The sequence below is a fragment of the Aeromonas sp. 61P genome (assembly GCF_051919545.1).
Classification (GTDB): domain Bacteria; phylum Pseudomonadota; class Gammaproteobacteria; order Enterobacterales; family Aeromonadaceae; genus Aeromonas; species Aeromonas veronii.
Window position 1 is genome coordinate 3,665,963 of the sequence record NZ_JBQBEL010000001.1, and the last position, 16,505, is coordinate 3,682,467.

Below are 16,505 nucleotides of genomic sequence, written 5' to 3' on the forward strand. Positions count from 1 at the left end.
GTTGTTGTTATTTAACGTCATTTTCAGCTAACGGAGGCACAGGCTTCCCTTGCCGACGGTAAAACTCTGTTACAAAGTCGTCTAATTTACCCTGCTCGATCGCGTCCCGCAAACCCTGCATCACACGCTGGTAATAACGCAGGTTATGAATCGTATTCAGACGGGCACCGAGGATCTCGTTGCACTTGTCCAGATGGTGCAGGTAGCTTCGGCTGTAGTTCTTGCAGGTGTAGCAATCACACTCGGCATCCAGGGTACTGGTGTCGTTGCGATGTTGGGCGTTGCGGATCTTCACCACACCATCGGTGGTGAACAGGTGGCCGTTGCGGGCGTTGCGGGTCGGCATGACGCAGTCGAACATGTCGATACCGCGGCGCACCCCTTCCACCAGATCTTCCGGCTTGCCGACACCCATCAGGTAGCGCGGCTTGTCAGCCGGAATTTTCGGGCAGACGTGCTCGAGGATACGGTGCATGTCCTCTTTGGGTTCACCCACCGCCAGACCACCGACCGCATAACCGTCGAAACCGATCTCCAGCAGCCCCTTGAGGGAGACATCACGCAGATCTTCGTAGACCGAGCCCTGGATGATGCCGAACAGGGCGTTCTTGTTGCCCAGCGCATCAAACTTGTCGCGGGAGCGCTTGCCCCAGCGCAGGGACATCTCCATGGACTTGCGCGCTTCTTCATAAGTGGCCGGGTACGGAGTGCACTCGTCGAAGATCATCACGATGTCGGAGCCCAGATCGTACTGTATCTCCATGGACTTCTCGGGGTCGAGGAAGATCTTCTCGCCATTGATGGGGTGACGGAAGTGGACGCCCGCTTCGGTGATCTTGCGAATATGGCCTAGGCTGAACACCTGGAAACCACCGGAGTCGGTCAGGATCGGGCCCTGCCAGTTCATGAAGTCATGCAGATCGCCGTGGGCACGCATCACTTCCTGACCCGGACGTAGCCAGAGGTGGAAGGTGTTACCCAGCAGGATCTGGGCGCCGGTTTCACGCACTTCTTCCGGGGTCATCCCCTTGACGGTGCCGTAAGTCCCGACCGGCATAAAGGCCGGTGTTTGTACCACACCACGTTCGAAGACCAGTTGACCGCGACGGGCACGGCCGTCGGTGGTTTTCAGTTCAAATTTCATTGCTACCTCGGCTGCGTCAGATAAACAGTCTGACAATAGGAGGGCCGCTCACGGCCCGGTAAATAAGCTGAAGCTTATGCTTCAACCTGGCGACGGGTGACGAACATGGCGTCCCCGTAGCTGAAGAAACGGTACTGCCCGGCCACGGCTGCCTGATAGGCCGCCATCACGTTGTCATAACCGGCAAAGGCGCTGACCAGCATGATCAGGGTCGACTCCGGCAGATGGAAGTTGGTGACCATGGCATCGACAATCTGGAACTGGTAACCAGGGAAGATGAAGATATCGGTGTCACTAAAGAAGGGCGCCAGCGGTTTGCCCTGCGCCAGGGTGACCTTGGCCGCGCTCTCCAGCGAACGGACCGACGTGGTCCCCACCGCGATCACCCGGCCACCACGGGCACGGGTGGCCGCGATGGCATCTACCACCTCTTGCGGCACTTCCGCATACTCGGAGTGCATATGGTGATCTTCAATCTTATCTACCCGCACCGGCTGGAAGGTCCCCGCCCCTACATGCAGGGTGACGAAGGCCGTTTCAACCCCTTTGGCCCGAATTTTCTCAAGCAGCGGCTCATCAAAGTGCAGACCGGCGGTCGGCGCCGCGACGGCGCCCGGCTTTTGATTGTAAACGGTCTGGTAGCGCTCCTTGTCGGCATCCTCGTCGGGACGGTCGATATAGGGGGGCAGCGGCATGTGGCCGATGGCCTCCAAAATCTCCAGCACCGGACGCGGGTCGAGGAAGTGGATCTCGAACAGGGCGTCGTGGCGGGCGCGCATCTCGGCTTCAACACCACCATCCATGATCATCCGGGTGCCGGGCTTGGGCGCCTTGGAGGCACGGACATGGGCCAGCACGCTGTGCTCGTCCAGAATGCGCTCGACCAGTACCTCCAGCTTGCCGCCGCTGGCCTTCTGGCCAAACATGCGCGCCGGAATGACACGGGTGTTATTGAATACCAGCAGGTCACCCGGATTGAGCTGATCCAGCACATCCACAAATTGACCGTGGCGCAGGGCGCCAGTTTGACCATCGAGCTGCAACAGGCGGCTGGCGGTACGCTCTGCCATCGGATAGCGGGCAATCAGCTCGTCTGGCAGATCAAAATGAAAATCGGATACTTGCATCTTTCACCTCGGGGGGAATCGGCGGCTAGTCTAGTTATCCCCTTCTTCCAAGGCAACCCAAAAGACCAAAAACCCAAGAGAGACAAGGGGTAGCGAGCAATATTGAGACACACCTCCGGTTAATGATTCTTTAATGTTCTGTATTGACCCTGATCATGTTTTGCCAGTTGGGGCTGGGCTAGGGTGAAAGCAGATACACAAGGAGGCCCACCATGATGACCCTATCCGAAATCATGACCGAACATCCCTTCACTCTGGGTCCGTCAAACAGTGTCAAACAGGCGATGGACCTGATGCAGCAGGAGCGGATCCGCCACATTCCCATCGTCGACGAGCAGCATCACCTGCTGGGGTTGGTAACCCTCACCGATATCCTGGCCACCCGGGAATCCAAGCTGCTGCTCATCAGCCCGGAGCGGGAAGCAGAATTTACCGACAGCGTGCAACTCGACGAGATCATGACACGGCAAGTGGCGAGCGTAGATCCTCACGCCGGCATCAAGGAGGCGGCACTTTACCTGCAGCGGCACAGATATGGCTGCCTGCCGGTACTCAAAGGACGCAAGCTGATCGGCATTGTCACCGAGTCAGACTTTATTTCCGTGGCCATCAACCTGCTGGAATTGATGGAAGAGCAGGAACCACCTACCGACTTTTGACAGACTTAGCTGTAATTAAATTACAATAAAAGCGTTTTCAGCCGTCAAAATAAGCTGAAATGATGAAACACTTTCATTTTGATTGAAAAATTACACCAAATGCTTGCCTTGTGATCTGCGTCACACTATCATACCTCTCATGCAATAGTTGCCGAGGGGGAGACGAGGGATTGTGCACCCATTATCTTCCTCTCATATGTCTGCAAGTTTGCACACCCCGTAGTTAGTCTTTGCTGTAAAGCATTTGTTTATATAGCCATTCCTTGTTTGATGACCCGGCCCTGTCGTTGCGATAGCGCCGGGATTTTTTTATCCGCGTTTTCTGCTCTCCCCCTTGTCAGCACATACCCCATCGCTGCGAGCAGCGGTCTCAACCTCCTGCGCCACCTGTTTGCACCACCGTTTATCTCATCGCGTCATCGTGGCTCTGCACACCCCTTCTTATGCCTTGAAAAGGCGATGTAGCGCACAGATATTGAACCACGACAAGGAGTTATCTCAGTGGGCCAGAGATATTCATGTTAGGTACAGCCATAGTGGGTTATCTAATAAGTAGATTTAAGCGATTCAAAATTGCGGCTTTTATCGATTAGCGGAAGCCCCTATGATGAATCCATCGAAAGTTAAGCGCCTCGTCTGGCAAGACTCTTCAACACCAGACCGGCATATGTACATCACCAAGGAGCAATTACATGTCTACCTACATCAACACTGAAATCAAGCCGTTCAATGCTACCGCCTACCACAATGGCAAATTCGTTCAGGTGTCTGACGCTGACCTGAAAGGCAAGTGGTCCGTGGTCTTCTTCTACCCGGCTGACTTCACCTTCGTTTGCCCGACCGAGCTGGGCGACCTGGCTGACAACTACGCTGAATTCCAGAAGCTGGGCGTTGAGATCTACTCTGTCTCTACCGATACCCACTTCACTCACAAAGCATGGCACGACACTTCTGACACCATTCAGAAGATCCAGTACCCGATGATTGGTGACCCGACTGGTACCATCACCCGCAACTTCGGCGTGATGATCGAAGAAGCTGGTCTGGCTGACCGCGGTACCTTCGTGATTGACCCGCAGGGCATCATCCAGATCGTCGAGATCAACGCTGGTGGTATCGGCCGTGACGCACTGGAACTGCTGCGCAAAGTCAAAGCGGCCCAGTACGTTGCCTCCCACCCGGGTGAAGTGTGCCCGGCTAAATGGAAAGAAGGCGAAGCCACTCTGGCCCCGTCCCTGGATCTGGTAGGCAAGATCTAAGCCTCCCGCTTCCAAGACCGGCCCGCTTCAGGGCCGGTCTGCTTTCCGGCCTTGCCAAATAGACCTGAAAGCAGACCGACTCACATTTAATGCCAACTCGCCATTACAAGAAGGAATTCGACCATGTTGGATACCAACCTCAAACAACAGCTGAACACCTATCTGCAGTACATCGTCAATCCCATCGAGATCAGCGTGTCCGGCAACGACAGCGACAAATCTGCAGAGCTGCTGGCACTGGCCAGCGAGATCGCCGAGATGTCACCCAAGATAACCCAGACCTCTGGCACTGCCGCTCGCAAGCCTTCCATGAGTGTCGCGCCGCAGGGCCAAGCCCCGCGCGTTCACTTTGCCGGCATCCCCATGGGTCATGAATTTACTTCTCTGGTACTCGCCCTGCTGCAAAGCGGCGGCCACCCCTCCAAGGCCGATGCGGCCGTGCAGGAGCAGATCCGCAATCTCAAGGGTGAGTTCCACTTCGAGACCTATATCTCCCTCTCCTGCCACAACTGCCCGGACGTAGTTCAGGCCCTCAATCTGATGGCGACCCTGAACCCCGGTATCACCCACACCATGATCGATGGCGCCCTGTTCCAGGAAGAGGTCAATGAGCGTCAAATCATGGCGGTACCGAATGTTTACCTGAACGGTCAACCGTTCAGCCAGGGCCGCATCTCGCTCGAAGAGATTGTCGCCAAACTCGACACCGGCGCCGCAGAGCGCAAAGCTGCCGAGCTGAATGAGAAAGATCCCTACGACGTACTGGTCGTGGGCGGTGGCCCGGCCGGCGCCGCAGCGGCCATCTATGCCGCTCGTAAAGGCATTCGCACCGCCATCGTTGCCGAACGTTTCGGTGGTCAGGTGATGGACACCGTCGGCATCGAGAACTTTATCTCCGTGCCCTATACCGAAGGCCCCAAACTGGCCGCCAGCCTGGAGCAGCACGTCAAACAGTACGGCGTTGAAGTGATCACCGAGCAGCGCGCCGCCGCCATCAGCAAAAATGGGTATGTGAACGTGGATCTCGCCTCTGGCGCCACCTTGAAGAGCCGCGCCGTGATCCTGGCTACCGGTGCCCGCTGGCGCGACCTGAACGTACCAGGCGAGCTTGAGTACCGCACCAAGGGCGTGGCCTACTGCCCGCACTGCGATGGTCCCTTCTTCAAGGGCAAGCGAGTAGCTGTGATCGGTGGCGGTAACTCCGGCATCGAGGCAGCGATCGACTTGGCTGGCATCGTCGAGCATGTGACAGTGGTGGAGTTCGCCGACACCCTGCGAGCCGATGAAGTGCTGCAGAAGAAGGCTCGCTCCATGGGCAATATCGACATCATCATGAGCGCGCGCACCACCGAAGTGATCGGTGATGGCAGCAAGGTGGTCGGTATGGACTACGAAGATCGCACCACAGGTGAGATCAAACACTTGGCGGTGGCGGGTATCTTCGTCCAGATCGGCCTGGTACCGAACACCGAGTTCCTTAAAGGGAGCGAGATTGCCCTGACCCGCTTTGGCGAGATCGAGATCGATACCAAAGGGGCGACCTCCCTGCCCGGCGTCTACGCAGCAGGAGATGCCACCACGGTACCGTTCAAGCAGATCATCATCTCCATGGGTGCTGGCGCCACCGCCGCACTGGGTGCGTTTGATTACCTCATCCGCAACCCTGCTCCTGAAGCGACCAAGGCTGATGCTGTGACCGCCTGATAAACCCAGCGCAACAAAAAGCCGATGCTCGATTTAGTAAACACGAGCGTCGGCTTTTTTATATCTGCATCGATGCGCCCGCCGCAAATGGCGGGGGTGTTCATGACTGGACTTAAACGACGGGCATCACTCCAGCAAGAAAACAGCCTCGATATTATCACTTACCGTGATCTGCTGTTGTTGATAGCTGTTGTCCGCCATATCCGCCGCAGGTGCAGCCATCGCCATGGCCTGCACTACCTTCAGGTTGCGGCTGTAGGCGGTAATGGGCGAAGCATTGCGGTACTCCACACTGTAGATCTTGCCAAGCTTCATCCCGAACGCCTTGGCCAGAGATTCAGCCTTTGTTTTGGCATCCTCAACGGCATTCAGACGGACCTGCTCCTTGATGACCTGCGGCGATTTCAACCCGTACTCAATCTGGGATACGGACTCCAGCCCGGCTTTGAGTGCGGTATCCATCAGGGGGCTCAACTTGTCGAGCTGATAGAGCTTCACCGCCAATTGTCGCTGAGCACGGTATCCCAACAATACCGGCTTCTTGTTCTCGCCATACTGATATTCCGGAGAGACCATCAGGTTGCCAGCCTCAACATCGCTGCGCTTGATCCCCAACCCTTCCAGTTGGCTGAAAAAGGCTGCGACCTTGGTATCGACCTGCTGCTTGGCCTTGAGGCCCTGCTTATCAAGTGCACTCACCGCCACATTGAGGGTGAGCATATCGGGTTCGGTCTTTTGCTCGGCATAACCGCTCACCACCAGATGGGGCGCTTGCGGCACTTCAATCGCCAGCAGCGGAGCACTGACAACCAGAGCGGAAAGAGTAAGAAGGGGACGCCACATAGAAAAAAACCTCAGTCGGAAAGATTGAGGCCATTATGCCCGTGCAGCTACGGGATTCATATATCGTGCAAGGGGGGGAGCTGATCCAGTATCTGATTGGTCAGATCGAGGCTAATGGTGACCATGCTGCCGGGATCCTGGCTCTGGTTTGCCATATCCAGCGCAGGAGCCGCGCCACAGACCAACACCTCATCATCGAAATGGAACGAGTCCCACGACAGAACGTGTCCTTGCACCGCCTGTCCGATATTGGTGCCACCACTATCCTCCTCCATCGCAGACCAAGGGATGGTATCAGATGGCCCTAGCAAATCTTGCAACAACGGAGAGTGAAAACTGGCCAGCGGATACTCCTGCTGCCCCTGATGATGGCCAACCAAAATCATGTTATGGGCAGACTCGGTATCCATGACCGGCACATAAGTGATAGAGGCCGTAGCGAAATCAACATAGAGCGAGCCCGCTACATCACCGGCCTCATTCTCAATCTCCATCCCATCCAGCCGATCCCCCTCGATCGAGGCCTGATAGCCAAACTGGCCTGCGCAGGTAATGTTCCCCTGCCCATCCCAGCTATAACGGATGCCATCAATGTCGACCCAGTTGAATGACTGCATGATTACCCCTCTCATCTACTACCGCTATCTTATCCATCCCCTTGGGGAAAAAACAGGGGCCAGGCAAGCCCGGCCCCAAGACAAGGTTACGGATCAACCTTCAAGTTACCGTCATCCAGCAACTTCTGAATAATCTGCAAGTCACTGTTACCCAGGGTCGTCAAGTCAATACTGTCAAATTTTATGACGTGGGTGGTTCCTCCATTCGTACCATCCAAATCAATAGTCAATGTTGATTTGTTTGTGCCTGGCCCATCACTACTGAAATTGAGGTACGCATCAAGCGAACCAGAGTTGGCATGTTCGCCAGTGAGCAGCTCGCTGATATCCAGTACATCTCCGCCAGTGCCGGTGGTGAAGTCTTTGATGACATCCACACCACCGATATCACCCGCCCCCCACTTAAAGGTGTCTTTACCGCCTCCACCTGTCAGGGTGTCAGACCCTGTTCCACCAATCAGAATGTCGATACCGTTACCACCAATCAGGATGTCATTCCCTTTTTGGCCATAAAGCACATCATTACCGTCGCCACCTTCAAGGGTATCATCGCCACCGACAGCCCCCTCCTTACCATACACTGCATGCTGGCTGTAAAGTTCGTTGAGCAGTTGCCCACCACTCTTGCCCGGATTGTCTGCCACAAACTCGAACCAGCCACCATCCACATTGTCTGCATGAATGCTGTCACCAAAAATCACGTCGTTGCCTGCACCGCCCTGCAACAGGTCTGAGCCGACACTAACAGCGGTAAAGAGCGAGCCCAAGCCACTGGACAGGTCATCAAAGCTGTCTACGGCGAGGTAGTTATCTGGCGTGTTGTCAATCGCATTGAGGTTATTGCCAAATGATGCACCGGATGGCACCCCGATCCCGACCGCATTAATCACCACCCCAGGAGCCGTCAACGCATTCAGGGCTGTCATACCGTTAGCAATCTGGGTTGAATTGGTCCAGCTTCCAACAGTTGGCTCCCCGTCCGTAAGGAAGTAGACATACTTATGATCTGCGACAGGATCCCCGGTCATCATGGTATTAAGAGTTGTCAACGCAGCCTGATAGTTGGTCCCCCCCCCTGAGCGAGTTAGATTACTGACAGCCTGCTGAGCAGCGGTAACCGAGGAATAGGTACCCACAACGTTGCTATTATCTGCAAACGTACCAATCTCGACTTGCAACTGTGATATGCCACTGAACTTGGCCAGCAAGTTATTGATGGCATCTTTCATGAGCTGGAATTCAGTGCCGCTAATACTTCCCGACATATCGATCATGAACGTCAGGTTGTAACTACCCGAAGTCACTCCGCCAACATCACCGATCAATACATCTGCCCCAACTCCACCCACTATTGCCCCATCCACATCCGGAGCAAGAAGAGGGTTGGGACGAACGTGATCGTCAATAGCTGTGCTGGCTCCGGAACCTGTGTCATTGGCATTGCTACCAACCACCAGGACCGGATTGATAATGGTCAACTTGGCACTGCTGGTATCTCCATCGCCATCCTTGATCTTGTAAGTGATCTCGACAGGTGCCCCCTCAGCTCCTCCTGATGGTGGTGTGAATCGATAATCACCATCATTTTCAATGTAGAGGGTGCCCTTATTGGTACCCAGTGCGATAGAGAAAGAGGTATTGCTGTTATTAAAGGTGTAGGTTGTTCCGTTGTACTCTACAGAAACCAGTTTGGGCGTACCAAAACCGTCGGCACCAGCACTGTCATTGGCTGTCACATTGCCATCAATTACCTGTGTCAGGTTGGTCAGTGTTCCCGACAGCTGACCCGCGGTATTGATCACCACCACATTGTTGTTGTGAGCGCCACTCGGTGACCACGCGACACTTTGCAGGTCAGCATCAAGTACGCTGGTTGAGCCAATCCCCACGGCATATGCACCATCAATGCCTTTTTGCGTCAGGAAGTTTGTCCAGTCATTGCGCTCTGTGGCGTTAATTGCCTCATCAGCCGAACTGGGCACTCCATCCAAATGAAGAATACAAAGGTGTTATCAGCGGAAGGCGGTGTCCCATAATTGTCCCGAACCGCTTGCAAAGCATCATCGTAGTCAGTAGAACCGCCAGAAGAGATGCTAGTCAGCTGACCAGTTACCTGATCCTTGGTCAGCCATACCTGACTGCCGACACTCTTGACAGTGGCCGAACTATCAAAATCAACCAGCATCACCTTGACCAGCGAGTTGCCATAGCTGTTCATCAGATTCGTTACAGCATCCTTAATAACCTGCATATTGGTATTACCAATACTGCCTGAGCTATCGAGAACCAACACCAGGTTGACAGTGCCATTAGTGCCACTGGTAATGGTATCAGCTACAGCACTCGGACCGTCGTCCTCGAACTTGACGCCAGCACCGATGCTCACGCTCTTGCTCGCCACATCACCATCACCATCGGTGGTGGTCACCACCGCCGACAGCTTGCCTGCCAGGTCTACCGGCTCGTCATAGTTGGTCGGGCTATCCGGATGTTTGATAGCTACAAACTGGGTCACGCTCAGTTTGCCGTCTTCCCCTATCTCCAGCTTGAATGCGTTGCTGTCCAGGCTACCGTTACCATCGCTGTCAAACTTGCCGTACACGATGTCGCTGTCAGCACCGTCCGCCACCAGGGTGATGGCCTTGTTGCCCACCGTGGTCACCAGCCCGCTGGCCGCCACATCAATACGCAGCGACACATCGGTCGTGCCGCCGTCCACGCCTGTACTGCCCACGCCACCACTGAAGATCGACGCAACGCTGGTCACGGTGACACCCAGCTGGGTCGATTCATCGGTGGTGACACTGCTTGCCAGCGTCATCGCCGTCACGCTCGGACCGTCGTCCTCGAACTTGACGCCAGCACCGATGCTCACGCTCTTGCTCGCCACATCACCATCACCATCGGTGGTGGTCACCACCGCCGACAGCTTGCCTGCCAGGTCTACCGGCTCGTCATAGTTGGTCGGGCTATCCGGATGTTTGATAGCTACAAACTGGGTCACGCTCAGTTTGCCGTCTTCCCCTATCTCCAGCTTGAATGCGTTGCTGTCCAGGCTACCGTTACCATCGCTGTCAAACTTGCCGTACACGATGTCGCTGTCAGCACCGTCCGCCACCAGGGTGATGGCCTTGTTGCCCACCGTGGTCACCAGCCCGCTGGCCGCCACATCAATACGCAGCGACACATCGGTCGTGCCGCCGTCCACGCCTGTACTGCCCACGCCACCACTGAAGATCGATGCAACGCTGGTCACGATGACACCCAGCTGGGTCGATTCATCGGTGGTGACACTGCCTGTCAGCGTCATCGCCGTCACGCTCGGGCCGTCATCATCGAAGCTGAATACCGACCGCTCGCCTGCAATCAGAGTGACAGTGGCACTGTCGGTCACGCTATCGCCATCACCATCCATCACGGTCACGCTGTACTGCAGCTGCACAGCGCCGTCCTGGCTCAGCAACAGGTTTACCGCCTCGTCAAAGGTGGCGTTATCACCATGGTCCAGCGCTTCGTACAAGGTGGTTTCCAGTTGGTAGACTGGCGGGTCGCCGGCATCGGCCACATTGACGATCTTGATCGTGAACACCGGGTCGCCACCATTGACATCGCGTCCCACCAGGTTCCCCCCCTCCTGGAACAGGGTGATTGCCCCCCCTGCAGTCGAACTCAGATTGGTCGCCAGCCCCCCCACCGGTACCCCCACGAAGCTCAGGCTGGCGGTGGTGCTACCCACACCGTCCGAGCCATAGCTGACGCTACTTTGGGCAAACAGGCTGGCCAGTCCGCCACTGACGCTGCTGTACACCTGGGCCAGGCCCGGACCGGTATCGTCGTCATTACCATCGGCGGTCTCACCAGACGCCGCACGGTCGTCCCCGACGCTCTCATCCAGGCTGACCTGCAGGGCCGCCAGTTCCACTTCCGAGGCCTCGGCACTGACACTCAGAGTCGGGCCATCATCATCGAAGCTGAATACCGACCGCTCGCCTGCAATCAGAGTGACAGTGGCACTGTCGGTCACGCTATCGCCATCACCATCCACCACGGTCACGCTGTACTGCAGCTGCACAGCGCCGTCCTGGCTCAGCAACAGGTTTACCGCCTCGTCAAAGGTGGCGTTATCACCATGGTCCAGCGCTTCGTACAAGGTGGTTTCCAGTTGGTAGACTGGCGGGTCGCCGGCATCGGCCACATTGACGATCTTGATCGTGAACACCGGGTCGCCACCATTAGCATCGCGTCCCACCAGGTTCCCCCCCTCCTGGAACAGGGTGATTGCCCCCCCTGCAGTCGAACTCAGATTGGTCGCCAGCCCCCCCACCGGTACCCCCACGAAGCTCAGGCTGGCGGTGGTGCTACCCACACCGTCCGAGCCATAGCTGACGCCACTTTGGGCAAACAGGCTGGCCAGTCCGCCACTGACGCTGCTATACACCTGGGCCAGGCCCGGACCGGTATCGTCGTCATTACCATCGGCGGTCTCACCAGGCGCCGCACGGTCGTCCCCGACGCTCTCATCCAGGCTGACCTGCAGGGCCGCCAGTTCCCCTTCCGAGGCCTCGGCACTGACACTCAGAGTCGGGCCATCATCATCGAAGCTGAATACCGACCGCTCGCCTGCAATCAGAGTGACAGTGGCACTGTCGGTCACGCTATCGCCATCACCATCCACCACGGTCACGCTGTACTGCAGCTGCACGGCGCCGTCCTGGCTCAGCAACAGGTTTACCGCCTCGTCAAAGGTGGCGTTATCATCATGGTCCAGCGCTTCGTACAAGGTGGTTTCCAGTTGGTAGACCGGCGGGTCGCCGGCATCGGCCACATTGACGATCTTGATCGTGAACACCGGGTCGCCACCATTGGCATCGCGACCCACCAGGTTCCCCCCCTCCAGGAACAGGGTGATTGCCCCCCCCGCAGTCGAGCTCAGATTGGTCGCCAGCCCCCCCACCGGTACCCCCACGAAGCTCAGGCTGGCGGTGGTGCTACCCACACCGTCCGAGCCATAGCTGACGCCACTTTGGGCAAACAGGCTGGCCAGTCCGCCACTGACGCTGCTATACACCTGGGCCAGGCCCGGACCGGTATCGTCGCCATTACCATCGGCGGTCTCACCAGACGCCGCACGGTCGTCCCCGACACTCTCATCCAGGCTGACCTGCAGGGCCGCCAGTTCCACTTCCGAGGCCTCGGCACTGACACTCAGGGTCGGGCCATCATCATCGAAGCTGAATACCGACCGCTCGCCTGCAATCAGAGTGACAGTGGCACTGTCGGTCACGCTATCGCCATCACCATCCACCACGGTCACGCTGTACTGCAGCTGCACGGCGCCGTCCTGGCTCAGCAACAGGTTTACCGCCTCGTCAAAGGTGGCGTTATCATCATGGTCCAGCGCTTCGTACAAGGTGGTTTCCAGTTGGTAGACCGGCGGGTCGCCGGCATCGGCCACATTGACGATCTTGATCGTGAACACCGGGTCGCCACCATTGGCATCGCGACCCACCAGGTTCCCCCCCTCCAGGAACAGGGTGATTGCCCCCCCCGCAGTCGAGCTCAGATTGGTCGCCAGCCCCCCCACCGGTACCCCCACGAAGCTCAGGCTGGCGGTGGTGCTACCCACACCGTCCGAGCCATAGCTGACGCCACTTTGGGCAAACAGGCTGGCCAGTCCGCCACTGACGCTGCTGTACACCTGGGCCAGGCCCGGACCGGTATCGTCGTCATTACCATCGGCGGTCTCACCAGACGCCGCACGGTCGTCCCCGACACTCTCATCCAGGCTGACCTGCAGGGCCGCCAGTTCCCCTTCCGAGGCCTCGGCACTGACACTCAGAGTCGGGCCATCATCATCGAAGCTGAATACCGACCGCTCGCCTGCAATCAGAGTGACAGTGGCACTGTCGGTCACGCTATCGCCATCACCATCCACCACGGTCACGCTGTACTGCAGCTGCACGGCGCCGTCCTGGCTCAGCAACAGGTTTACCGCCTCGTCAAAGGTGGCGTTATCATCATGGTCCAGCGCTTCGTACAAGGTGGTTTCCAGTTGGTAGACCGGCGGGTCGCCGGCATCGGCCACATTGACGATCTTGATCGTGAACACCGGGTCGCCACCATTGGCATCGCGACCCACCAGGTTCCCCCCCTCCAGGAACAGGGTGATTGCCCCCCCCGCAGTCGAGCTCAGATTGGTCGCCAGCCCCCCCACCGGTACCCCCACGAAGCTCAGGCTGGCGGTGGTGCTACCCACACCGTCCGAGCCATAGCTGACGCCACTTTGGGCAAACAGGCTGGCCAGTCCGCCACTGACGCTGCTGTACACCTGGGCCAGGCCCGGACCGGTATCGTCGTCATTACCATCGGCGGTCTCACCAGACGCCGCACGGTCGTCCCCGACACTCTCATCCAGGCTGACCTGCAGGGCCGCCAGTTCCCCTTCCGAGGCCTCGGCACTGACACTCAGAGTCGGGCCATCATCATCGAAGCTGAATACCGACCGCTCGCCTGCAATCAGAGTGACAGTGGCACTGTCGGTCACGCTATCGCCATCACCATCCACCACGGTCACGCTGTACTGCAGCTGCACGGCGCCGTCCTGGCTCAGCAACAGGTTTACCGCCTCGTCAAAGGTGGCGTTATCATCATGGTCCAGCGCTTCGTACAAGGTGGTTTCCAGTTGGTAGACCGGCGGGTCGCCGGCATCGGCCACATTGACGATCTTGATCGTGAACACCGGGTCGCCACCATTGGCATCGCGACCCACCAGGTTCCCCCCCTCCAGGAACAGGGTGATTGCCCCCCCCGCAGTCGAGCTCAGATTGGTCGCCAGCCCCCCCACCGGTACCCCCACGAAGCTCAGGCTGGCGGTGGTGCTACCCACACCGTCCGAGCCATAGCTGACGCCACTTTGGGCAAACAGGCTGGCCAGTCCGCCACTGACGCTGCTATACACCTGGGCCAGGCCCGGACCGGTATCGTCGCCATTACCATCGGCGGTCTCACCAGACGCCGCACGGTCGTCCCCGACACTCTCATCCAGGCTGACCTGCAGGGCCGCCAGTTCCCCTTCCGAGGCCTCGGCACTGACACTCAGAGTCGGGCCATCATCATCGAAGCTGAATACCGACCGCTCGCCTGCAATCAGAGTGACAGTGGCACTGTCGGTCACGCTATCGCCATCTCCGTCCACACGGGTCACGCTGTATTGCAGTTCCAGACTGTTCTGCCCACTGAGCAGCAGCGACAGTGATTCATCAAACAAACCGGAGTCGTCATGAGACAAGGCTTCAAACTGGGTGGTCTGCAGTTGGGATACCCCATCTACCACCACAATCTTGATGCTGAAGACCACACCTCCTTCACCATCAACCCCTTGCAGCTCGGTCGCGCTCGCTGCATTGAGGGTAATCGCACCACCTTTGGTGGCCGACAGGTTGGTGGCAACCCCCGCCTCGCCAATTCCGACAAAGCTGAAACTGCCGGTGATGCTACCTGCACCATCAGCACCGTAGCTGCCACTGCTGGTAAACAGTGACAGCAGACCACCTTCAATCGCAGTTGTAGCCCGGGCCAGTGCACCCTCTACGTCATCACTGACATAGCCGTCATTCACATCACTTTCGCTGTAGGTATCCTCTTTGCCAACCGTCTCGTCCAGACTGACCGACAATCCACCCAAATTAGCCTCTTCGGCCACCCCCACATCCTGGGTCGGCACATCATCCTGAATAACGATGTCCAGCGTTGCACTGGTTGTATCACCGTCATCATCGGTCAAGGTCACAGCGAGACTCTCACCCAATTGCAGATCAAACGCGGGTTGTTGATGGGCCTCGTTATCAAGGAGGGTATAGCTGTAGGAGACACTGCCGTTACCGGTAACGGGATCGTAGGTTATTGCAGTGATTTGCAATCCATTGCCAAGCGGAGTCTCAATGGATACAGGCAGAGCAATCACGGTGCCATTGCTGATCAACTGGATCGCCCCGATTGCCAGCGTTTGTACGCCATCAGGGGCATTAAAGGTAAACACCCCACTTTGAGTTAACGCGGCAGCGTTAGGTGCCGAACCGTCGGCCAGGTTGGCATCACTGACCAACACCTCTCCCCCTTCCAGGGTAAGCCCATCAAGGCCTACCGCCTCATCTACCGGAGTAATGGAGATAACGAGTGTTGAAGTCACTGTCTCCTGGCCATCAGTTACCTGATAGTTCACCGGCGGAACTGCACCATCATTGTTAGGAGCCGGAGTAAAGGTATAGCTCCCATCCGGATTGATGATCAGCGTGCCCACTCCGGTAATGGTGGCAGCAACACCGGCAGGGACTCCGATATTGATACCCCAGTCATATGAAACGATAGAGGCATCAGCAGGCCCATCTGGATTGGTACTATTGTCGAGCAAATTCCCACTGATCTGAGTGTCTTCCAGGGTCACGGCGGTTTCGCCCAAATCATCAAGCTGATTTTCAAGAATCAAATCTTCGGCCTGATTTTCATTGATGACAGCGGCCGTATCGTAGGTGGTATCAAACCCTGCAGCCGCTATCGTGGCATCGCCTGTTCGATCAATTGTTACGAAACCACCATTACCACTGGCCCCCGCAACTCCACCAATACCGCCACCACCACCGGCCGCTGGTGCCCCACCAGCAGCAGAAGCCTCAAAGTTTTGAGTCGGGTCAACACCCTGCAGAATCGATTCTTGCAATGCGGCAATATCTGAAGGTGCGCCTTCCTGGCTGGCCGCCACTTGCGGTTGAGCAGGTCCAGCGGACTCGGAACCTGCCGGAACATCCGATGCTGGAGTATCGTCATAAGGGGAAAGAGCCAGCTTGGCATCATCAGCTATGGCCAATTTTGCTCCGGGTTGGAGAATTTCCCCTTTTTGCAGAGGGCGGCTGCTTCCATCAGCCAGCACAATATCCACATTGCCTTCTATAGCTGAGACAACCACGGACTTGTCGATGATTTGGGTACGCATATCCATTGCTCCAAGGTGACAGATCTTGATGTCTACACCGTAGAAGGAGATAGCGCGCTGTTCCGTTGCAAAAAAGCGTACGTTCGAGAGGAATTCAACAAATGGACGGAAATAAATCGAAGAGTTGGTATTTCTTAATACAAATCAGAACCCTAGACCCAGC

9 protein-coding genes are annotated in these 16,505 nt (G+C 57.0%); 3 read left to right on the forward strand and 6 right to left on the reverse strand.

Going from position 1 to position 16,505, the window contains the following annotated elements; translation table 11 throughout:
- Positions 1–7 precede the first annotated feature (7 nt).
- Together tgt and queA are read right to left on the reverse strand one after the other, a co-directional pair.
- On the reverse strand, positions 8–1,144 hold the full coding sequence (tgt, locus tag ACTG2O_RS17215; RefSeq protein ID WP_005337329.1) for a tRNA guanosine(34) transglycosylase Tgt: 1,137 nt from the start codon (positions 1,142–1,144) through the stop codon (positions 8–10).
- Between the two features lie 74 nt (positions 1,145–1,218).
- Complete coding sequence (gene queA / locus ACTG2O_RS17220) at positions 1,219–2,271, reverse strand: tRNA preQ1(34) S-adenosylmethionine ribosyltransferase-isomerase QueA (protein WP_040066529.1); 1,053 nt, start codon at positions 2,269–2,271, stop codon at positions 1,219–1,221.
- A 212-nt stretch (positions 2,272–2,483) separates the two neighbouring features.
- Here queA and ACTG2O_RS17225 point away from each other — a divergent pair, with 212 nt between their 5' ends.
- The 3 genes from ACTG2O_RS17225 to ahpF all read left to right on the forward strand — a co-directional run bounded on the left by ACTG2O_RS17225 (position 2,484) and on the right by ahpF (position 5,893).
- The gene (locus ACTG2O_RS17225; protein ID WP_005337333.1) at positions 2,484–2,930 is read left to right on the forward strand and encodes a CBS domain-containing protein; all 447 of its coding nucleotides are present in this window, start codon (positions 2,484–2,486) and stop codon (positions 2,928–2,930) included.
- 692 nt (positions 2,931–3,622) lie between these two features.
- Positions 3,623–4,189: an alkyl hydroperoxide reductase subunit C gene (ahpC, locus tag ACTG2O_RS17230; protein ID WP_005337335.1), complete on the forward strand. Its 567-nt coding sequence runs from the start codon at positions 3,623–3,625 to the stop codon at positions 4,187–4,189.
- 123 nt (positions 4,190–4,312) lie between these two features.
- Positions 4,313–5,893 carry an alkyl hydroperoxide reductase subunit F gene (gene ahpF / locus ACTG2O_RS17235; RefSeq protein ID WP_439976384.1) on the forward strand — a complete coding sequence of 527 codons (1,581 nt, stop codon included), beginning with the start codon at positions 4,313–4,315 and terminating at the stop codon, positions 5,891–5,893.
- Between the two features lie 126 nt (positions 5,894–6,019).
- On the opposite strand, the gene ACTG2O_RS17240 is transcribed toward ahpF, so the two are convergent.
- The 4 genes from ACTG2O_RS17240 to ACTG2O_RS17255 all read right to left on the reverse strand — a co-directional run bounded on the left by ACTG2O_RS17240 (position 6,020) and on the right by ACTG2O_RS17255 (position 16,342).
- Entirely contained in the window at positions 6,020–6,736 is a 717-nt protein-coding gene (locus tag ACTG2O_RS17240) for an SIMPL domain-containing protein (RefSeq protein ID WP_439976385.1), read from the reverse strand.
- Positions 6,737–6,792: 56 nt separating this feature from the next.
- Positions 6,793–7,353 (reverse strand): hypothetical protein, encoded by a 561-nt coding sequence (locus tag ACTG2O_RS17245; RefSeq protein WP_019446091.1) that lies wholly within the window; start codon positions 7,351–7,353, stop codon positions 6,793–6,795.
- Between the two features lie 86 nt (positions 7,354–7,439).
- Positions 7,440–9,335, reverse strand: a complete 1,896-nt coding sequence (locus ACTG2O_RS17250; protein WP_439976386.1) for a VWA domain-containing protein — start codon at positions 9,333–9,335, stop codon at positions 7,440–7,442.
- On the reverse strand, positions 9,272–16,342 hold the full coding sequence (locus ACTG2O_RS17255; protein ID WP_439976387.1) for a retention module-containing protein: 7,071 nt from the start codon (positions 16,340–16,342) through the stop codon (positions 9,272–9,274). The genes ACTG2O_RS17250 and ACTG2O_RS17255 overlap by 64 nt, the downstream gene beginning before the upstream one ends.
- Positions 16,343–16,505 lie beyond the last annotated feature (163 nt).